Here is an 18,990-nt window from a genome sequence, read left to right as displayed (position 1 = left end):
ACACTCGACCGTCTGCAGCGACTCATGGGCGATGCAGTCGCTGGCGAAGCGTGTGCCGAAATGTGTCAAAGCTAAGCTCGCCGTCGTAGTCTGCGGCGTCGACGATTGCCACCTTCAAGGTGTGCGTATGCAGGTTCGGCGTCTCGCTGTACAACAGCACGCATCCATACCGTTGAGCCGCTTCACTCGACCATTATCGCCCTGTGCCGCGAGCGATCGGAACTAATTCTGGTTCGTGAGGGACAGCGCTGAGCGCCGGCTTCCGTACCTGAACCACCCCGGGCGGCCCCCGCCCAACCCCTTGGTTGACAATCGACGCAAGACTCCACCCGTTCGAAGTCCACATGTCAAAGGAGACAAGACCATGGCTGAAGCCGTCATCGTCGAGGCAGTGCGTTCACCGATCGGCAAGCGCAACGGCGGATTGTCCGGGGTACACGCGGCGGATCTGTCCGCACAGGTGCTCAACGGCCTGGTCGACAAGGCCGGTGTCGACCCGGGCCTGGTCGATGACGTCATCTGGGGTTGCGTCATGCAGGCCGGTGAGCAGGCCCTCGACATCGGCCGCACCGCACTGCTTACCGCGGGTTGGCCCGAGACCGTCCCGGGCGTGACGGTGGACCGCCAGTGCGGGTCGAGCCAGCAGTCCATCCACTTCGCGGCCGCCGGCGTGATCGCCGGGCACTACGACGTCGTCGTCGCCGGTGGTGTCGAGTCGATGTCGCGGACCCCGATGGGGGCATCGCTGGCCAACGGTGGGCGCCCGTATCCCCAGGCCTTCCTGGACCGTTACGAAGGCCAGATCCCCAACCAGGGCATTGGCGCGGAGATGATCGCCGAGCAGTGGGGGTTCGATCGCACCGCGCTCGACCAGTTCTCTCTTGATTCTCACGAAAAGGCCGCTGCTGCACAGGATGCCGGTGCCTTCGATGACCAGATCGTGGGTATCAAGGATCAGGACGGCAATGTGGTGCTCAAGGACGAAGGCATCCGCCGCGGTACGCCGATGGAGAAGATGGCCTCGCTGAAGCCGGCGTTCAAGGAAGACGGAGTGATTCACGCCGGCAACTCGTCGCAGATCTCCGACGGTTCGGCGGCGATCCTGTTCATGTCCGCCGAGAAGGCCAAGGAGCTTGGACTCAAGCCGATCGCCAAGGTGCACACCGCCGCCCTGGCCGGCGCCGACCCGGTGATCATGCTGACGGCGCCCATCCCGGCAACCCAGAAGGTGCTCAAGCGCTCTGGGCTGTCCATCGGCGACATCGGCGCCTACGAGGTCAACGAGGCGTTCGCGCCGGTTCCGCTGGCCTGGCTCAAGGACATCGGCGCCGACGAGAAGAAGCTCAACCCCAACGGCGGCGCCATCGCGCTGGGTCACCCGCTCGGCGGATCCGGTGCCCGGATCATGACCACCCTGCTGTACCACATGCGGGACAAGGGAATTCAGTACGGTCTGCAGACCATGTGCGAGGGCGGCGGCCAGGCCAACGCCACCATCGTGGAACTGTTGTGACGGAGGCTGATGCCCTTGAGAAGGGGGCCCTGGCCGAGCGCCGGGGCAACGTGATGGTGATAACCATCAACCGCCCGGAAGCGCGAAACGCGGTGAACGCCGCCGTCAGCATCGGACTCGGGGATGCGCTCGAAGACGCGCAGCACGACCCGCAGGTGCGGGCGGTAGTGGTCACGGGCGCGGGCGACAAGTCGTTCTGCGCGGGGGCCGACCTCAAGGCGATCGCCCGGCGGGAGAACCTCTATCACCCCGACCATCCCGAGTGGGGTTTCGCCGGATACGTCCACCACTTCATCGACAAGCCCACGATCGCCGCGGTGAACGGGACCGCCTTCGGCGGTGGCACCGAGCTGGCGCTGGCCAGCGACCTGGTGGTGGCCGACGAACGGGCGCAGTTCGGGCTCCCGGAGGTCAAGCGGGGATTGATCGCCGCCGCCGGTGGCGTATTTCGCATCGCCGAGCAGCTGCCGCGCAAGGTGGCGATGCGGCTGCTGTTGACCGGCGAACCGCTCAGCGCGGCCGCCGCCTGCGAATGGGGCCTGATCAACGAGGTCGTCGCGCAAGGCTCGGTGCTCGAAGCCGCGCTGGCCCTGGCGGCGCGGATCACCGTCAACGCGCCGCTGTCGGTGCAGGCCAGCAAGCGGGTCGCCTACGGCGTCGATGACGGCGTCGTGGTGGGAGACGAACCGGGGTGGGAGCGCACCATGCGCGAGATGAAGGCTCTGCTCAGGTCCGAGGACGCCAAAGAAGGACCGCTGGCGTTCGCCGAGAAGCGGGAGCCGGTCTGGAAGGCGCGTTAGCCCGCCAGGATGTTGACGCCGCGGCCGAACACCGTGGGTAGCAGCGTGCACGCCGGCACGACGGCGCGCCGCACGGGCCGCGGCGAACTGCCCAGCACCAGCGCGCGGGTGAGCAGCCGGTAATCGCGGGTGATCCGGTGCCATGCCCGCTCGTAGGACGCCGGCGTCTCGTTGACGATGGCGTCTACGGCCGCCGCGGCCTGCTTGAACGCCAGGCTGATGCCCTCGCCGGTGAGCGCGTCCTCGTAGCCGGCCGCATCCCCGACCAGCAGTACCCGCCCCGCGACCCGGCGGGAGACCACCTGGCGCAACGGGCCGCAGCCGCGGGGGTGTCCCGAGCCGGCACCGCGCAGGCGGGCGGCCAGCCGCGGGAACCAAGCCAGGTCGGGCCGGCCACGCGACAGGATCGCCACACCGACCAGATCGGGTTCCACCGGCGTCACGTACGCCTCACCCCAGCGCGACCAATACACCTCGACGAAGTCCGACCATGCCGGCACCCGGTAGTGCCACCGCACCCCGTAGCGCCGCGGCGTCCCCGCCGTCGCCCTGATCCCAGCGGCGCGCCGGACCTGCGAATGCAGGCCGTCGGCCCCCACCAACCATTTCGTCCGCACACCGGCGGCCGAGATCCCATGGGCGTCTTGCGCCACACTCGTCACCCGCGTGCGGATCCAATCGGTGTCTTGCTCTTTCGCGCGCGCGGCCAGCGCGGCGTGCAATGTGGTGCGCCGCACGCCGCGGCCCGGCCCGCCCCGAAAGCGCGCCTGGGCCCGCCGTCCTTCGCTCACGTAGGCGATCCCGTGAAACGGCATGCCGATGGGATCCACACCGAGCGAGGTCAGTTCGGCCAGCCCGCCAGGCATCAACCCCTCGCCACACGCCTTGTCGATCGGGCTGTCCCGCGGCTCGGCCACGATCACCGAGAGTCCGTGCCGGCGAGCCTGTAACGCCGTGGCCAGGCCGCCCGGGCCGCCGCCGGCGATCAGCAGGTCCGCGTCGTAGTCGGTCACGTGTAGCCCAACGCGGAGTTCTCCACCTGCAGTCGCACCCTGAGCAGCGCGGCGTTGGCCAGCGTGAAGACGGCGGCGGTCAGCCAGGCCGTATGCACCAACGGCAACGCGAACCCCTCAGCCACCACTGCAACGTAGTTCGGATGGTGCAGCCACCGGTAGGGGCCCTGACGCACCAGTGGTGCCCGCGGCAGAACGATCACCCGGGTGTTCCACCGGCGGCCCAGCGTCGTGATGCACCACCAGCGCAATGCCTGGCTGGCCAGCACAACCACCAGCATCGGCCAGCCCAGCCATCCGATGAACGGTCGGTGCAGCGCCCACGGCTCGACGAGGCAACCGACCAGCAGCCCGGTGTGAATGATCACCATGACCGGGTAGTGGGCTCGGCCAAACTCCTTGGCACCCTGGGTGAACGACCAGCGCGCATTGCGGGTCGAGACCACCAGCTCCGCGACGCGTTCGAGTCCGACCGCCAGCACCAGCAGGTAATACATGGCTACAGTCTTTACCAGCCCTACGTGCCCGGCAGCACCAGCTCGCTCGTCGGCGGATCGGCGACGACGGTAAGCGCTTCAGTTTGGGTATAGCGGTTGGGTGGACACTTCATCGCAAGCCCGGAACCGGACGGATTTCTCAGCGCAACGCCCGTCGAGGCGGCGAAATCACTGCTTGCCTCCATGTCGGGCTGACGGCGACGCCGCGCCGCCGGTTCACATGCCCGCCACGCTGCCGGGCCGCTAGGGTCGGGTTATGCGGGCTCTGGTCACCGGTGCCACCGGTTATGTGGGATCACGCCTGGTCACCGCGCTGCTGGACGATCAGCACCAGGTAGCGGCGGCGACGCGAAACCCGGCGCGCCTCAAGCGTTTCGGCTGGTTCACCGATGTCACACCGGTGGCATTGGACGCCGCCGACCCCGAGACGCTGGCCTCCGCGTTCGCCGATTGCGGGCCAGTGGACGTGGCGTATTACCTGGTGCACGCGATCGGGCAGCCCGGATTTCGCGACGCCGACAAGAGTGCGGCGGCGAACTTCGCGGCGGCCGCTCGCGAGGCCGGGGTGCAACGCATCGTCTACCTTGGCGGCTTCGTGCCGGCGGACGAGGACCTGTCCGAGCACCTGGCCAGCCGGGCCGAGGTGGCCGAAGCGCTCACCATCCCGGGCGGCCCGGAGCTGGTGTGGCTTGGCGCGGCGATCATCATCGGCGCCGGCTCGACGTCCTTCGAGATGATGCGTTACGTCGGCGACCGTTTTCCGCTGATCCCGATCCCAAGCTGGATGGACAACCCGATCGACCCGATCTCCATCCGCGACGTGTTGCACTATCTCGTCGCCGCGGCCGATCGCGAGGTGGTGCCCGCCGGGGCGTACGACATAGCCGGCCCGGACACCACGTCCTACCGGGGGCTGCTCAAGGCGTATGCGCGCGTCTCCGGCCGCTGGCACACCGGACTGCCCGTCGGCAGGATCGACACCACGCTGGCATCGCTGATCACGGGCGTCGCTCTGCCGGTGCCGCCGGGGCTGGCGGGCGACCTGGTCGAATCGCTGGACCACCCGATGGTGGCTGCCGCCAGCGGGCTGCGCGATCGCGTTCCCGACCCGCCCGGCGGCCTGCTCGGCATCGACGAGTCCATTGCCCTGGCCCTGGCCGGCCAGTCCACACACCGGCCGCGTCCCGTCAACGCGCTGGCCGATCCACACCACCTGGCCAACACCGATCCGACCTGGGCCGGCGGTGACGCGCTGCGCATCCGCCGGCTGGCCCGGCGGGTCACCCCACCGGTCGTGCGGCCAACCCTGGGGCTGGTGAACAAGGTTCCGGGCCCGGTGGCCGGAGCCGTGCGCACGGGCCTCGACATCCTGATCGCCCTGACCCCGAAGGTGCGCCCCGCATGACCCAGTCGACGAGTTCGTACCGCACCGGAGCGTTCAGCGAGTTGCGCCGTGCGATCACCAATGTTGCTGTGCCCCATCATGAGTCGCCCAGCGTGGTGCGGCGCCGGCGGGTACTGGTGGCCATCACGGTGGTCATCGGCGCCGGGGTGCTCGGGTTTTCGTTGCGGCGCCATCCCGGGGATGCAAGCTTCTACTGGCTGACCCTGGTACTCGCGGCGGTGTGGACCGCAGGAGCGTTGATCTCCGGCCCGCTGCACCTGGGTGGCATCTGTTGGCGGGGCCGTAACCAACGGCCGGTCATCACCGGGACGACGATCGGCCTCCTGCTCGGTGGGGTTTTCGTGATCGGCGGGCTGATCGCCCGGCAGATCACGCCGGTGGCCGAGTTGATAACCCGGGTGCTCCTCTACGCCCACCACGGGTGGTATCCGGTGATCGTGGCGATCACGCTCATCAACGGCGTCGCCGAAGAAGTGTTCTTTCGCGGCGCGCTCTATACCGCCCTGGGCCGCTATCACCCGGTCGTCATTTCGACCGTCCTCTATACGTGTGCGACCTTGGCCAGCGGCAACCCGATGCTCGGCTTCGCGGCGATCATCCTGGGGACGGTGTGCGCGTTCGAGCGCCGGGCCACCGGCGGCGTGCTGGCGCCGATGCTCACCCACTTGGTGTGGGGACTGATCATGGTTCTTGCGTTGCCCCCGATGTTCGGCGTCTGACCTCGCCGTCCGCGGACGCGACGACGGCGTGGTGCAGCGCGCGCATTGTGGCGGAGTGGGCAGGCCGGACGAGCAACCAGTACACCCGTCCCGGTATGCCCCTGGGCAAAAAGGTGGACCGCTGGGTATAGCGGGCGCCGCCGCCGTCTTGGCCGGTGACCGCAATCTCGAGCCACTCGCGTCCCGGCGCCCGCTTTGTGGAGCGCAGCCGTAGCAGCGCTCCCTCGGTGCGCTCCTCGACCTTCCAGTCGGTTGCCCGCGAGTTCACCTCGTCCTCGGCCGCCTTCCAAACGCTCGCGGGCGCGGCGGTAATTGCGGCGGTGCGGACATCGGTGTAGGTGATCTCGCCGGCCCAGGGCGGGTCCGTGGGCAGCGCCTCGGCCGGCTCGGTCCGCAACGACGCCCACGTGGGTTCGGGAACGCCTCGAGCGGCGCGCGCAAGCGCGAGTTCGACGGACCGCCGGTAGCCGGTCAGGCCGCCGGGCGGTGGCTTGATGATGCCGTCGATCTCGGAATTGCGCATCACCGCATCGCATTCCAGCGATTCGATCAGCGGCCGCGCCAGGCCGGGCGGGATGGGGGTCACCGTTCCCACCCAGAGGCTGGCGATCGTCGGGGTCAAGAACGGCAGCACGATGAGGTAGCGCTTGCCCAAGCCCGCCACGTCGGCGTAGATCCGCATCATGTCGCCGTATTCCAGCACGTCGGGTCCGCCGATATCCCAGGTGCGCGACGACGGGACTGGGGCCGTCGCCGCCGCGACCAAGTAGTAGAGCACGTCGTGCACGGCGATCGGCTGGATCTTGTTGTGCACCCATTTCGGGGTGGTCATCACCGGCAACCGGTCGGTGAGGTGCCGGATCATTTCGAACGACGCCGACCCCGAGCCGACCACCACCCCGGCCTGCAAGACCACCGTCTCGATGGCGGAGTCGATCAGCGCGTCGCCGACGGCCGTGCGCGAAGCGAGATGCGGTGAGAGATCGGTGTTTTCGGGATGCAGCCCGCTCAGATACACGATCCGCCGCACCCCGGCGCGCCCTGCGGCCGTCACGACGTTGCGGACGGCGCGGGTTTCCTCGGCGGTGAAGTCCTTCGATGTGCCCATCGAGTGGACGAGGTAGTACACCACGTCGATGCCGTCGAACGCGGCGCTCAGCGAATCGACATCACCGAGGTCGCCGCGCGCCACGTCGGCCTGTTGCCGCCATGGCACCTGCGCGAGTTTGTCGGGGTTGCGCGCCAACGCCCGAACGTGATGGCCCTCGTCCAGCAGCCGGGGCACCAGGCGCCCGCCGATGTAGCCGGTCGCTCCGGTCACCAGGCATCGCACTTGATCGGGCATCGATCCTCCGCCCTTCGTGAGTCATCGGGGTCTGACGGGGAGGATTACCTCTTCGAAGGCCGCTTAAGCGTTTCGGCCGATCACCGCAACACTTTTCAGCGGTCGGTGAAGATGGCGGTGCGCCGTTGCTGGAAGGCCGTTGCTCCCTCGACGAAGTCGGGGGATTTCAGCAGCACCGACTGTCCGTCGAACTCGCACTGTAGGGCGGGGTCCAACTGGGTCAGGGTGGCGGCGTTGATCGCCAGCTTGGTTTTGGCGAAGGCCACCGCCGGGCCGCCCAACAACCGGGCGATCACCTTGTCCACCTCGGCATCGAAGTCGCCGGGCGGATAGACCGCGGTGACCAGGCCCCACGACAAGGCCTCGGCGGCGGTCAGCCGCTCCGGGAGCAGCGCCATCTGCATGGCCCTGATCCGGCCGATCGCGGCCGCCACCAACGCCGACGCGCCACCGTCGGGCATCAACCCGATCTTGGTGAAGGCAAGCATGAAAAATGCGCTCTCCGAAGCCAATACGACGTCACACGCGAGCGCGATCGAGACGCCGACGCCGGCCGCGGGTCCCTGGACCACGGCGACCACCGGGTGCGGCAGCGCGACGATCCCGCGCACCAGCCGGTTGATCTCGAGGATGATCTCGTCCGGCGGGACGCCGCCGCCGTCGGAGACGTCGTCGGCGCTGATGCCCGCACCGGAGCTGAAGCCGCGCCCGGCGCCGCCGAGCCGCACCACCTTGACTTCGGGGTCGACGGCCGCGTACTCCATCGCGTCCGCGATTCCGGTGATCACCGGAACGGTCAGCGAGTTCAGGCTGTCGGGTCGGTTGATGGTCACCGACAGCACGCCGTCGGCCAGTGTGACGTCCAGGCCTGCGACGGGTGTCAGGGTGGCGATCGCCGATGAAGTCATGGGCTCACCATAAGTGACCGGGGTGTGCGGCCTGTCGGCACGGCTGCGAAGATGTCGAACGACCGGTTGTTTGGTTGTGATCGGTCGCGGCGTCAGAGCGGACGAAAGGTCGGTGGATCGTGGCTGGACCGTTGAACGGACTGCGTGTTGTCGAGTTGGCGGGCATCGGCCCCGGGCCGCACGCCGCGATGATCTTGGGGGATCTTGGCGCCGATGTCGTGCGCATCGATCGCCCGTCTTCTTTGGCCGCGGGTGGCGGCGGAGGCACAGCCAAGGACGCCATGATGCGCAACCGGCGGGTGGTGACCGCGGACCTGAAGTCCGACGAAGGACGCGGCCTCGTCCTCAAGCTGATCGCCAAGGCCGACGTGCTGATCGAGGGCTACCGGCCGGGCGTGACCGAGCGGCTCGGCCTGGGCCCCGAGGACTGCGCCAAGGTCAACGACCGGCTGGTCTACGCCCGGATGACCGGCTGGGGCCAGACCGGACCGCGCAGTCAGCAGGCGGGCCACGACATCAACTACATCTCGCTGAACGGCATCCTGCACTCCATCGGCAGGGCGAACGAGCGGCCGGTCCCGCCGCTGAACCTGGTCGGTGACTTCGGCGGCGGCTCGATGTTCTTGCTGCTCGGCATTCTGTCCGCCCTGTGGGAGCGGCAGACTTCCGGCAAGGGGCAGGTCGTCGACGCCGCGATGGTGGACGGCTCCAGTGTGCTGGTCCAGATGATGTGGCAGATGCGCGCCTCCGGCATGTGGACCGACGCCCGCGGCACCAACCTGCTCGACGGCGGCGCCCCCTATTACGACACCTACGAATGCGCCGACGGGCGCTACGTCGCGGTCGGTGCCATCGAGCCGCAGTTCTACGCCGCCATGCTGGCCGGACTCGGCCTGGACGGCGCCGACTTGCCCGGCCAGAACGACGTCAGCCGCTGGCCCGAACTGCGGGCGGTGCTGACCGAGAAGTTCGGCAGTCAGGATCGCGACCACTGGGCCAAGGTCTTCGCCGACTCCGACGCCTGCGTGACGCCAATCCTGGCGTTCGGCGAGGTGCAGACCGAGCCGCACATCACCGAGCGCAACACCTTCTACGAGGTCGACGGCGGTCTGCAGCCGCTGCCGGCGCCGCGGTTCTCCCGCACCGCGCCGGAGACACCGCGTCCCGCCGCTCCGGTGGCCGACGCCGAAACGGTACTCGAGGACTGGGTATAGTCCCAACCAACCAGTTGGCTGGAATCCAGAGAATCAGGAAGGACTCGGATGGAGATCAAAGACGCTGTTGCCGTCGTCACCGGGGGAGCGTCGGGCCTGGGCCTGGCCACCACCAAGCGACTGCTCGACTGCGGTGCCCAGGTGGTGGTGATCGACCTGCGCGGCGAAGAAGCGGTGCGTGAGCTGGGCGATCGCGCTCGTTTCGTCGAGGCCGACGTCACCGACGAGGCCGCTGTCGGTAAGGCCCTAGACGTCGCCGAATCGATGGGCACGCTGCGGATCAACGTCAACTGCGCCGGCATTGGCAACGCCATCAAGACCCTGTCCAAGGACGGTCCCTTCCCGCTGGACGGGTTCAAAAAGGTGATCGGGGTCAACCTGATCGGCACGTTCAACGTGCTGCGGCTGGCCGCCGAGCGCATCGCCAAGACCGAACCGCTCGGTGAGGAGCGGGGCGTCATCATCAACACCGCCTCCGTCGCGGCGTTCGAGGGCCAGATCGGTCAGGCCGCCTACTCGGCGTCCAAGGGCGGCGTCGTGGGCATGACCCTGCCGATCGCGCGCGACCTGTCGCGCGAGCTCATCCGCGTGGTGACCATCGCGCCGGGCCTTTTCAAGACCCCGCTGCTGGGGTCGCTGCCCGAGGAGGCTCAGGCGTCGCTGGGCAAGCAGGTGCCGCACCCGGCCCGGCTGGGTGATCCCGACGAGTACGGCGCCCTGGCCGTGCACATCGTCGAGAACCCGATGCTCAACGGTGAGGTCATCCGCCTGGATGGCGCCATTCGCATGGCCCCTCGCTGAGCCGCACAGACAAAACGAAAGCCCCCCGCGTCGCGGGGGGCTTTCGTGCTAACCAGGATCAAGGGTTACTTACGGAACCATCGACTGACGTTCGGTTCGGCCATCAACAGCCGTGCGAGCATGCTCATGGCTTGCCTCAGCTTGCCGCTTGCAGTTCGTCGAACTGCTCCGAGGTCTCACCTTCCACCAGCACGTCGCCGTGGTAGAGGGCATCGAAGTCAACTTTGATGACGTCGGCACTTGTGTCGTCGATCCACATGACATTGAGCGTATGGGCCACCATTAAGGAATCTTTGAGTCACGATTCGGAAAATGTTGGCAATTTACCGGCCAGTAGGTTGACCGTCGTCCACCGCGCAATTTAGGCCCTGAGCTGCTTACTTGTGACACATTTTTCTGGCCGGACTCTTACTGTCCAACCGGTTTGACAAGCGGCGTTGAACGATTCGGGCGGACGCTGCGTGTTAACGGAAGCGCACTGTTCGACGTGTGCAAATTAGCGTTTGTTACGTTGTCGCGGACAACCCAGCGGCCAGCGCAACGGGGCACCGGCGGCGGAAGGGCTGGAAATGCTGCAGAAGACCGCCCGAGTCGCGATCAGGGCGCCCCGCCGCATCATCGCCATCGGTGTCCTGGTTATCATCGCCGCCGCCGTCTTCGGAGTCCCCGTCGCCAAGAGCCTGTCGCCGGGCGGGTTTCAAGACCCGAACTCCGAGTCGGGCCGCGCCACGAGCGTTTTAAGCAACAAATTCGGCCAGAGCGGCCAGCAGGTGCTGATCCTGGTTACCGCACCGGGCGGCACCGGCAGTGAGCCGGCGCGCACGGTGGGCACCGACCTGGTGGATGGGCTGCGAATGTCCCCACTCGTCTACAACGTCTCCTCGCCGTGGACGGCGCCCCCACAAGCTGCAGCGGACCTCGTGAGCCGCGACGGCAAGTCCGGACTCATCGTCGTCAACCTCAAAGGCGGCGAGGACTACGCCCAGAGCAATGCCCAGTCGCTGGCGGACCAGTTCGTCCATGACCGTGACGGCGTCACCGTGCGGGCCGGCGGTGCGGCGATGCAATACGCGCAGATCAACACGCAGAACCAGACCGACCTGCTGACGATGGAGATGATCGCGCTGCCGCTGAGCTTCCTGGTGCTCATCTGGGTGTTCGGCGGGCTGCTGGCCGCGGCGTTGCCGATGGCGCTGGGCGCGCTTGCCGTCGTCGGTTCGATGTCGGTGTTGCGCCTGATCACCTACACCACTGAGGTATCGATCTTCGCCCTCAACCTGAGCACCGCGCTGGGTCTGGCCCTGGCCATCGACTACACGCTGCTGATCGTCAGCCGCTATCGCGACGAGTTGGCCGAGGGCCACGACCGCGACGAAGCGCTTATCCGGACCATGGCCACCTCCGGTCGCACCGTGCTGTTCTCCGCGGTCACGGTGGCGTTGTCGATGTCGGCGACGGTCGCGTTCCCCATGTACTTCCTCAAGTCGTTCGCCTACGCCGGCGTGGCGACCGTGGCCTTCGTCGCGGCCGCCTCGATCGTGATCACCCCGGCAGCGATCGTCCTGCTCGGCCCGCGGCTGGATGCCCTGGACGTGCGCCGCCTGGCGCGGCGGATATTGCGGCGCCCCGAACCGGTGCATGAACCGGTCGAGCAATGGTTCTGGTATCGGTCCACCAGGCTGGTGATGCGCCGCTGGGCGCCGATCGGCCTGACCGTCGTCGCCTTGCTGTTGCTGCTCGGGTACCCCTTCCTCCGCGTGACGTGGGGCTTCCCCGACGACCGGGTGCTGCCGCGGTCGGCGTCGTCGCATCAGGTCGGCGACCTGCTGCGCAACGATTTCGCGCATGACTCGGCGACGTCGGTGCCCGTCGTCATCCCCGACGCCTCGGGCCTGAGCCCCTCGGACTTCGACAGCTATGCCGCCGGCCTGTCGCGGGTTGCCGACGTCTCGGCGGTGTCCGGCCCCGGCGGCACTTTCACGGCCGGCAATCGCGTGGGTCCGCCGGCCGGGGCCACCGGGCTGGCCGACGGCAGCGCGTTTCTGACCGTCAGCAGCACGGCGCCCCTGTTCTCCAAGGCGAACGGCATCCAGCTCGAGCGGTTGCACGAGGTACCCGGGCCCGCGGGCCGATCCGTCGAGATGGGCGGGCTGGCGCAGGTCAACCGCGACAGCGTCGATGCCGTCACGGACCGGCTTCCGCTGGTCCTCGGCTTGATGGCAGCGATCACCTTCGTCTTGCTGTTTCTGCTCACGGGCAGCGTGCTGCTGCCGGCCAAGGCGCTGGCCTGCAACGTCCTGTCGTTGACGGCGGCGTTCGGCGCGTTGGTGTGGATCTTCCAGGACGGCCATCTCGGCGCGCTCGGAACGACGCCGAGCGGAACGCTGGTGGCGAACATGCCGGTGCTCCTGTTCTGCATCGCCTTCGGGTTGTCCATGGACTATGAGGTGTTCCTGCTCTCCCGGATCCGCGAGTACTGGCTGGCGTCCGGCGCCGCGCGGCCGGCGAAGCCGACACCGAAGCAGGCCCACGCCGCCAACGACGAGAGCGTGGCGCTCGGCGTCGCCCGCACCGGCCGGGTGATCACCGCGGCCGCGTTGGTGATGTCGATGTCGTTCGCCGCGCTGATCGCGGCACACGTCTCGTTCATGAGGATGTTCGGCCTCGGCCTGACGCTTGCCGTGTTCGCCGACGCCACGCTGGTGCGGATGGTGGTGGTCCCGGCCTTCATGCATGTGATGGGCCGATGGAACTGGTGGGCGCCCAAACCCCTGGCGTGGCTGCACGATCGCTTCGGCATCAGCGAGAAAGCGGCCGACGATACCGTCGAGAATCTCGAACCGAGTGGAGGACTCGTCGAGCTTCCCGAGCCGGTGGCCAATATCAGTTGACACCGCCGTCAGTCGGGGACCGTAAAGTGGGGCCCATCCGCGTCGGGAGGTTTGTATGACAACGACCGTTGACCACCCGTTGTTCGCGCGGATCTGGCCAGTCGTCGCCGCCCATGAAGTCGAGGCGATCCGGGCCATGCGCCGGGAGAATCTGGCCGGCCTGCGCGGCCGTGTGCTGGAGGTCGGCGCGGGAGTCGGCACGAACTTTGCCCACTACCCGGATTCCGTCGACGAGGTGATCGCGATGGAGCCCGAGCCGCGGCTGGCGGCCCGGGCCCGTGCCGCCGCCGACGCGGTGCCCACCCGCGTCGTGGTGACCGGCGAGACAGTCGAAACGTTCAGCGGCGCAGAGCCGTTCGACGCGGTGGTGTGCTCGCTCGTGTTGTGTTCGGTGAACAACCCGGGCGATGTGTTGGGGCGCCTGTACTCGTTGCTGCGGCCGGGCGGGGAGCTGCGCTATCTCGAGCACATCGCCAGTGCCGGGGCGCGGGGGCGCTTGCAGCGCTTTGTCGATGCGACGTTGTGGCCGCGGCTCTTCGGCAACTGCCACACACATCGGGATACCGAGCGCTCGATTGTGGCGGCGGGCTTCGAAGTCGACACGTCGCGGCGGGAATTCACGTTGCCGTCCTGGGCGCCGATGCCGGTTTCCGAGCTACTGCTCGGCCGCGCGCGCCGGCCCTGAGCGAGCGTCCCGTCAGTTCAGCAGGGCCGGTAGCCGCTGCAGCAGACCGGGCAAGGCCTGGCTGGCCGTCTCACGCATGCTGATCGTCACGCTGCCCGACAACGGCGTCACCTCTGGGTTGACCTCGATGACGGCGGTGCCGCGCGACAGCGCCAGCTCGGCCAGCCCGGCCGCGGGATAGACGATCGCCGAGGTTCCCACGACCACCATCACGTCGGCGGCCTCGGTCGCCTCGACGGCGCGCTGCCACGGCTCGTCGGGTAGCTGTTCACCGAACCACACGATGTCGGGACGAATGAGGCCGCCGCAGTGACACACCGGGGGATCGATCTCCAGAGCCGGTTCGGGCATCGCGGGCAGTGCGCCGGAGTAGCGCGTACCGCAACGCGCACAACGGAATTCGAACAGGCTGCCGTGCAGATGGTGGACCGAGTGGCTGCCCGCACGCTCGTGCAGGTCGTCGACGTTCTGGGTGATGACGCTGACCTCCGCGTCGTCCTGCCAGGCGGCGATGGCGCGGTGGCCCGCATTAGGTTGGACGTCGGCGACCAGATAGTGCCGCCACAGATACCAGCCCCAAACCCGCTGCGGGTTGTCGCGCCAGCCCTGGGTGCTGGACAGCTCGTAGGGGTCGAAGCGGGCCCACAGCCCGTTCTTGTCATCGCGGAAGGTCGGCACACCGCTTTCCGCGGAGATCCCCGCGCCGCTGAGCACCGCTACGCGCATTCCACCAAGATAGCCGGGAGTGAGGGATACTGGACGAGTGGAGCTGGGTGACTGGTTGAAGGTCGACATGAAGGCGGGAAAGCCGTTGTTCGACCAGCTCAGGACGCAGGTCATCGACGGGGTCCGGGAGGGCGCGTTGCCGCCCGGCACCCGCCTGCCTACCGTTCGGGATCTGGCCGGCCAGCTGGGCGTCGCCGTCAACACCGTGGCGCGCGCCTACCGCGAGCTGGAGACCTCCGCCATCATCGAAACCCGCGGGCGTTTCGGCACTTTCATCGCCCGCTACGACCCGACCGACGCCGCGATGGCGGCCGCGGCCCGCGAGTACGTGCGGGTTGCGCGCGGACTCGGGTTGGACAAGGGCGACGCGGTGCGCTACATCGAAGCGGTGCCCGACGAGTGACGGGTGCGCGACGGGCGCCGGAAAATCCTTGGCGCACAGACCTTCTGGTGGCTGCGGCTCAGCGCAACAATTTGTCTAGCGTGCGCAGGTTGCGCGTCGTGGTCGACGACTTGTACCGCGGCTTACCCATTGTCTTGCCGATGCTGCTGTCCAGCGTGCCACCCTTGGGCACCTGCCAGTAGACCACGCCGTCACCGCGGCGGATCTTCTCGTCGGGGCCCGCGTCCTGGCCCAGCGCGGCGAGCTCGTCCAGCACGGCCGGGTCGGCCACGAACGTGATGTAGGACTGATAGCCGTCGAGCTCACGCTCGAACGGGTAGGCATCGACCACGCTGCGCACCGTGTCGATGTCGTAGGCCAGCACCCACGCGTCGTAGCCGAACCGGTCCCGCAACGCGGCTTCGGCCTTTTTGCGCACCGACGCCACGCCGCCGGTCGACTCCAGCAGGACGTTGCCGGTCGCCAGGACGGTGCGGACCTCGGTGAACCCCGCCTCGGTGAGTGCGGCCGCCACCTCGGCCATTTTGAGATTGACGCCCCCGACGTTGACGCCCCGCAGGAAGGCCGCGTACTTGGTCATGCCCCGATTTCACCAGCTCGGTCACGCAACGAATATGCCGGGCCACGCCGGCCATGCGCGACGTAGGCTTTCGTCATGGGACGCCGAGTCTTCGACGACAAATTGCTGGCCTTGATCAGCGGACACTCCCTCGGGGTGCTGGCCACCATCAAGCGTGACGGGCGTCCGCAGCTCTCGAACGTGAGTTATCACTTCGACCCGCGCAGCGTGGTGATCCAGGTGTCGATCACCGAGCCGCGCGCGAAGACCCGCAACCTTCGTCGGGACCCGCGGGCGTCGATCCTGGTCGACGCCGACGACGGTTGGTCGTACGCCGTCGCCGAGGGCACCGCCGAGCTGACGCCCCCGGCGGCCGCGCCCGACGACGACACCGTGGAGGCGCTGATTGCGTTGTATCGCAACATCGCCGGTGAACACCCGGACTGGGACGAATACCGGCAGGCCATGGTCACCGATCGGCGGGTCCTGCTGACGCTGCCGATCTCGCACCTGTACGGCATGCCGCCGGGGAAGCGGTAGCCGCGGCGCCTACCGACCGGATCCGGCAAAGGCGGGCTAGGCTGCCCACTATGGCTGAATCGAATGCCCGGCAGGGTGCGAAGTCGGCGGAGTCTTCGGGCGTCGCGGGATCGTCCGGGTCGGACGACGACACCAAGCGCAAATTCCGCGAAGCCCTGGACCGCAAGAAGGCGAAATCTGCAAGCGGGTCCGACCACACGGACGGCGCCGCCAAGCAATCGCGGGCCCACGGCGCGGTGGGGAACCGCCGGGAATTCCGCCGCAAGAGCGGCTGACGATCGCCGGCCGTATGGCCAGGTGGTGTCGAGTGGGTTGGGGTGGATCGTGTTGAGCGCCAACGGGATTACGCAACGCGACCAAGAGTTGGTTCGCGATAGAACTCGATCGACGCCGGCCCGTCCGGGCCGAGAATTTCACAATGGATCACTGAACCGGGCACGCTACGAATTGATGCCGATCCGCGCCAACCGGGCCACCGTCGAGCCCAGGGGGACCGCTGATGACGGCCTCAGTCTTGCGGCGCTCCGAATACGCCGATCGACGGGTCGGCTTGGCCGGGCTTGCCGCGCAGGCTTCCCCGGGTGCTCGGATGTTCGAAGCTCACCCGGGACGGGTCGTTTTGGTATGCCCAGTCCGCGATGATGGTGCGTTGGCTGAATTTCCAGCGGCCGTCGTGTTTGGCGTAGCTGTCCAGGTATCGCCCGCCGATGATGACATCGATGTCGCGGTCGGGGCCGGCGAAGGTGTGGAACACCAGGCAGTAGATCTCACCCCGGGCAGTGTCGCCGACGACGGCGAAGTTCGTTGTGGTGATGTTGTGTTGAGACACACGCACATACGGTTCCGCGCCCACTAGTTGGGCGATGAATTGTTCGACGTCCCCGGTCGAAAACGAGCCGTGCGAATCGGTCGCCTCGGGGTGGTACAGGCTGCGCAGCGTGTCGTAGTCGGCGCGGTCGACGGCCCGGCAATAGGCATTGACGAGCTGATGCAATTCGTCTCGAGCCAGCATCAGTGCCAGCCTGCCCTCGTCCACCACCACGCCACGATAACGCGGTCATCGCTGGTGAGTAGTCTTGCGGCAATGGGTCCCCGGTCCCGCCGAGGTTCAGCGGAAGGAAGATCGTTGACGGTGAAACTTTGCCTCGCTCAAGATCCTGAGGCCGACAAGCTGCTGGACCAGAGTCCGTTGGCGTTGCTCATCGGGATGGTTCTGGACCAGCAGGTCCCCTTCGAGACGGCGTTCGCCGGACCGAAGAAGATCGCGGACCGGATGCGCAGCTTCGATGCCGCCGACATTGCGGAGTGCGATCCGGACAAGTTCGCCGCTTTGTGCACGCAAACGCCTGCGATACACCGCTTTCCGGGGGCGATGGCCAAGCGCATCCAAGCGCTGGCACAGATCATCGTGGACCGCTACGACGGCGACGCGGCGGGATTGTGGACTGCCGGCGACCCCGACGGAAATGAGCTGCTGAGGCGGATCAAGGGATTGCCTGGATTCGGGGAAGTGAAAGCGCGGATTTTCTTGGCGCTGCTGGGCAAGCAGTATGGCGTGACGCCGAAAGGCTGGCGCGCGGCCGCGGGGGAGTTCGGCCGGGCCGGTGCGCACATATCCGTCGCCGACATCGTCGACGCCCAATCGATGGGGAAAGTGCGTGCCTACAAGAAGCAGATGAAAGCGGCAGCCAAAGCGGCGAAGTAGAAGGTCCATAGAAGGGAAGGGCGACAACGTGAAGACACACATAACGTGTCCCTGCGGCGAAGCCATCGTCGGCAAGGATGAGGACGAACTGGTCGAGTTGACCCAAGCTCACCTCGCCAGCGACCATCCTGGCCTCGAGTACGACCGCGACGCCATCCTGTTCATGGCTTACTAGCGCAGCACCCGCGCGAAGCGAATGCGCGTGCCCCCGCTCGGGGACACGCGCATTCAGGGTGACGAGACGATGGCGGTGCCGGTCCGCTACGGCACCACCGTCGAGCCGATGGTGGGCAGGAACTGGCATTGCTTTTCCTTGGTGGTGACCTGCCCGAAGATCGTCGACATCACGCTGCCCGAGCCGGTGTCGGCGATCGCGCTCAGTGTCGTCGGCCCCTCCGGGTTGATGTCCGGGCGCGGCTTCAGTGCGACGGTCCCGGACTTGCCGGTGGTCAGGTTCACCCAGGTGACGTTCAGCGGCAGCTTCTGCACCTCGGCGGGTCCGGGTGTGCCGACCGCGGTGAACACGTAGGCGGTCTGCCCGGGCCCCGGGCCGGGGAGCGGAATCTTCGCCGGCCCCGCGACCGACAGCGCGGTGGCGATCGCATTGGTGCCGTCCGCCAGGCAGTTGGTGCCGATCGATGGGTACATGAAGTCCTGCGTGGGCGGCGTGTCGGCGCCGAACCCGGGAGCCGCCGCGGGAGCGGGTGCCGGCGCGGGAGCCGGTGCCGGTGCGGCTTGCGGTGCGGGATTGGCCGCCGGCGGCGCCGCGGCGGGTGCGGGTGGTGCGGGGACCGGCGCGGCGGCGGGCACGTTCGACCATTCGGCGGGACCGGGTGCGCCAGGCGCCGCAGCGGGTGCGGGGCCGGCCGCGTGGGCCGGGTCGATGCCGGCCGGCAGGTGTGCCTCGGGCGCCGGAGCGGCAGCGGGTGCCGGAGCATCGGGTGCTGGAGCGGCAGCGGGTGCCGGAGCATCGGGTGCGGGGCCGGCCGCATGTGCCGGGTCGATGCCGGCCGGCAGGTGGGCCTGCAAACCGGGTTCTACCCCTGTCGCGGGCACGTGCTGGGCCGGTGCGACAGGCTCGGCGACGAATTGATTGACCGCCGCCGCAACGTTTTTGGACTCATTAGGCGTGCTTGGGTTGTGGGCAAAAGCCTGCGCCGCGGCCATCAGCAGCTGCGTCGCTTGCTGCGGGTCGGTGGCCGCCTGCTGGATGAGAGGGCCCAGCTGCGATAAGGCAGGCAGACCCGGCAGCCCTTGGGCCGCATT

Annotated in this window: 23 protein-coding genes and 1 pseudogene; 13 read left to right on the top strand and 11 right to left on the bottom strand. The window is 67.9% G+C overall.

Annotated features, from left to right (window positions below; translation table 11 throughout):
• Window positions 1–31 precede the first annotated feature (31 nt).
• Window positions 32–186, bottom strand: a pseudogene (locus tag AC5Y4H_RS18515) (wax ester/triacylglycerol synthase family O-acyltransferase); the annotation flags it as partial.
• A gap of 178 nt (window positions 187–364) precedes the next feature.
• Here AC5Y4H_RS18515 and AC5Y4H_RS18510 point away from each other — a divergent pair.
• Together AC5Y4H_RS18510 and AC5Y4H_RS18505 are read left to right on the top strand one after the other, a co-directional pair.
• Entirely contained in the window at window positions 365–1,513 is a 1,149-nt protein-coding gene (locus AC5Y4H_RS18510) for a thiolase family protein (protein ID WP_499983850.1), read from the top strand.
• Window positions 1,510–2,313, top strand: coding sequence for a crotonase/enoyl-CoA hydratase family protein (locus AC5Y4H_RS18505; RefSeq protein WP_499983847.1), 804 nt, complete (start codon window positions 1,510–1,512; stop codon window positions 2,311–2,313). The genes AC5Y4H_RS18510 and AC5Y4H_RS18505 overlap by 4 nt, the downstream gene beginning before the upstream one ends.
• Here AC5Y4H_RS18505 and AC5Y4H_RS18500 read toward each other — a convergent pair.
• From AC5Y4H_RS18500 to AC5Y4H_RS18490, 3 genes are read right to left on the bottom strand one after another with little or no spacing between them, the layout of a single operon-like run.
• Window positions 2,310–3,326 (bottom strand): NAD(P)/FAD-dependent oxidoreductase, encoded by a 1,017-nt coding sequence (locus AC5Y4H_RS18500; protein WP_499983845.1) that lies wholly within the window; start codon window positions 3,324–3,326, stop codon window positions 2,310–2,312. The genes AC5Y4H_RS18505 and AC5Y4H_RS18500 overlap by 4 nt on opposite strands.
• Entirely contained in the window at window positions 3,323–3,823 is a 501-nt protein-coding gene (locus AC5Y4H_RS18495) for an isoprenylcysteine carboxyl methyltransferase family protein (protein ID WP_499983844.1), read from the bottom strand. Before AC5Y4H_RS18495 ends, AC5Y4H_RS18500 begins: the two co-directional genes overlap by 4 nt.
• 20 nt (window positions 3,824–3,843) lie before the next feature.
• A complete protein-coding gene (locus AC5Y4H_RS18490; RefSeq protein WP_499983842.1) occupies window positions 3,844–4,008 on the bottom strand; it encodes a hypothetical protein in 165 nt (54 codons plus the stop codon).
• Between the two features lie 71 nt (window positions 4,009–4,079).
• On the opposite strand from AC5Y4H_RS18490, the gene AC5Y4H_RS18485 reads away from it, so the two are divergent.
• Window positions 4,080–5,228: an NAD(P)H-binding protein gene (locus tag AC5Y4H_RS18485; RefSeq protein WP_499983841.1), complete on the top strand. Its 1,149-nt coding sequence runs from the start codon at window positions 4,080–4,082 to the stop codon at window positions 5,226–5,228.
• The gene (locus AC5Y4H_RS18480; protein ID WP_499983839.1) at window positions 5,225–5,947 is read left to right on the top strand and encodes a CPBP family intramembrane glutamic endopeptidase; all 723 of its coding nucleotides are present in this window, start codon (window positions 5,225–5,227) and stop codon (window positions 5,945–5,947) included. Before AC5Y4H_RS18485 ends, AC5Y4H_RS18480 begins: the two co-directional genes overlap by 4 nt.
• Here AC5Y4H_RS18480 and AC5Y4H_RS18475 read toward each other — a convergent pair.
• Together AC5Y4H_RS18475 and AC5Y4H_RS18470 are read right to left on the bottom strand one after the other, a co-directional pair.
• The gene (locus AC5Y4H_RS18475; RefSeq protein WP_499983837.1) at window positions 5,910–7,292 is read right to left on the bottom strand and encodes a DUF2867 domain-containing protein; all 1,383 of its coding nucleotides are present in this window, start codon (window positions 7,290–7,292) and stop codon (window positions 5,910–5,912) included. The two genes, AC5Y4H_RS18480 and AC5Y4H_RS18475, sit on opposite strands and share 38 nt — an antisense overlap.
• A gap of 95 nt (window positions 7,293–7,387) precedes the next feature.
• The gene (locus AC5Y4H_RS18470) at window positions 7,388–8,200 is read right to left on the bottom strand and encodes an enoyl-CoA hydratase (protein ID WP_499983836.1); all 813 of its coding nucleotides are present in this window, start codon (window positions 8,198–8,200) and stop codon (window positions 7,388–7,390) included.
• A gap of 119 nt (window positions 8,201–8,319) precedes the next feature.
• Here AC5Y4H_RS18470 and AC5Y4H_RS18465 point away from each other — a divergent pair, with 119 nt between their 5' ends.
• Together AC5Y4H_RS18465 and AC5Y4H_RS18460 are read left to right on the top strand one after the other, a co-directional pair.
• Window positions 8,320–9,414, top strand: a complete 1,095-nt coding sequence (locus AC5Y4H_RS18465; protein ID WP_499983835.1) for a CaiB/BaiF CoA transferase family protein — start codon at window positions 8,320–8,322, stop codon at window positions 9,412–9,414.
• Window positions 9,415–9,462: 48 nt separating this feature from the next.
• Window positions 9,463–10,215 carry a 3-hydroxyacyl-CoA dehydrogenase gene (locus tag AC5Y4H_RS18460; protein ID WP_499983834.1) on the top strand — a complete coding sequence of 251 codons (753 nt, stop codon included), beginning with the start codon at window positions 9,463–9,465 and terminating at the stop codon, window positions 10,213–10,215.
• Window positions 10,216–10,351: 136 nt separating this feature from the next.
• On the opposite strand, the gene AC5Y4H_RS18455 is transcribed toward AC5Y4H_RS18460, so the two are convergent.
• A complete protein-coding gene (locus AC5Y4H_RS18455) occupies window positions 10,352–10,474 on the bottom strand; it encodes a hypothetical protein (protein WP_156655929.1) in 123 nt (40 codons plus the stop codon).
• Between the two features lie 310 nt (window positions 10,475–10,784).
• On the opposite strand from AC5Y4H_RS18455, the gene AC5Y4H_RS18450 reads away from it, so the two are divergent.
• Together AC5Y4H_RS18450 and AC5Y4H_RS18445 are read left to right on the top strand one after the other, a co-directional pair.
• Window positions 10,785–13,106 carry an MMPL family transporter gene (locus AC5Y4H_RS18450; RefSeq protein ID WP_499983832.1) on the top strand — a complete coding sequence of 774 codons (2,322 nt, stop codon included), beginning with the start codon at window positions 10,785–10,787 and terminating at the stop codon, window positions 13,104–13,106.
• Window positions 13,107–13,161: 55 nt separating this feature from the next.
• On the top strand, window positions 13,162–13,791 hold the full coding sequence (locus tag AC5Y4H_RS18445) for a class I SAM-dependent methyltransferase (protein ID WP_499983830.1): 630 nt from the start codon (window positions 13,162–13,164) through the stop codon (window positions 13,789–13,791).
• Between the two features lie 12 nt (window positions 13,792–13,803).
• Here AC5Y4H_RS18445 and AC5Y4H_RS18440 read toward each other — a convergent pair whose 3' ends face one another.
• Window positions 13,804–14,517 carry an NAD-dependent deacylase gene (locus AC5Y4H_RS18440; protein WP_499983829.1) on the bottom strand — a complete coding sequence of 238 codons (714 nt, stop codon included), beginning with the start codon at window positions 14,515–14,517 and terminating at the stop codon, window positions 13,804–13,806.
• A gap of 37 nt (window positions 14,518–14,554) precedes the next feature.
• Between AC5Y4H_RS18440 and AC5Y4H_RS18435 the strand changes: the two genes are divergently transcribed.
• On the top strand, window positions 14,555–14,920 hold the full coding sequence (locus AC5Y4H_RS18435) for an Rv1152 family transcriptional regulator (RefSeq protein WP_499983827.1): 366 nt from the start codon (window positions 14,555–14,557) through the stop codon (window positions 14,918–14,920).
• Between the two features lie 58 nt (window positions 14,921–14,978).
• Here AC5Y4H_RS18435 and AC5Y4H_RS18430 read toward each other — a convergent pair whose 3' ends face one another.
• Window positions 14,979–15,500 (bottom strand): DUF1697 domain-containing protein, encoded by a 522-nt coding sequence (locus AC5Y4H_RS18430; RefSeq protein WP_499983824.1) that lies wholly within the window; start codon window positions 15,498–15,500, stop codon window positions 14,979–14,981.
• A gap of 75 nt (window positions 15,501–15,575) precedes the next feature.
• Here AC5Y4H_RS18430 and AC5Y4H_RS18425 point away from each other — a divergent pair, with 75 nt between their 5' ends.
• Window positions 15,576–16,019, top strand: coding sequence for a PPOX class F420-dependent oxidoreductase (locus tag AC5Y4H_RS18425; RefSeq protein ID WP_499983822.1), 444 nt, complete (start codon window positions 15,576–15,578; stop codon window positions 16,017–16,019).
• A 50-nt stretch (window positions 16,020–16,069) separates the two neighbouring features.
• Entirely contained in the window at window positions 16,070–16,294 is a 225-nt protein-coding gene (locus tag AC5Y4H_RS18420) for a DUF5302 domain-containing protein (RefSeq protein ID WP_499983821.1), read from the top strand.
• Window positions 16,295–16,527: 233 nt separating this feature from the next.
• Here AC5Y4H_RS18420 and AC5Y4H_RS18415 read toward each other — a convergent pair whose 3' ends face one another.
• Entirely contained in the window at window positions 16,528–17,061 is a 534-nt protein-coding gene (locus AC5Y4H_RS18415; RefSeq protein ID WP_499983819.1) for a nuclear transport factor 2 family protein, read from the bottom strand.
• Between the two features lie 90 nt (window positions 17,062–17,151).
• Between AC5Y4H_RS18415 and AC5Y4H_RS18410 the strand changes: the two genes are divergently transcribed.
• Together AC5Y4H_RS18410 and AC5Y4H_RS18405 are read left to right on the top strand one after the other, a co-directional pair.
• Window positions 17,152–17,724 (top strand): HhH-GPD-type base excision DNA repair protein, encoded by a 573-nt coding sequence (locus AC5Y4H_RS18410; RefSeq protein WP_499983995.1) that lies wholly within the window; start codon window positions 17,152–17,154, stop codon window positions 17,722–17,724.
• A 28-nt stretch (window positions 17,725–17,752) separates the two neighbouring features.
• Complete coding sequence (locus AC5Y4H_RS18405) at window positions 17,753–17,899, top strand: DUF1059 domain-containing protein (RefSeq protein ID WP_066951537.1); 147 nt, start codon at window positions 17,753–17,755, stop codon at window positions 17,897–17,899.
• 86 nt (window positions 17,900–17,985) lie between these two features.
• Here the strand turns inward: AC5Y4H_RS18405 and AC5Y4H_RS18400 are convergent.
• On the bottom strand, window positions 17,986–18,990 hold a 1,005-nt coding region (locus AC5Y4H_RS18400; protein WP_499983818.1), incomplete at its 5' end, for an Rv1157c family protein.

The sequence above is a fragment of the Mycobacterium sp. NGS58 genome (assembly GCF_059812385.1).
This window is presented reverse-complemented; position numbering and strand designations above follow the sequence as displayed.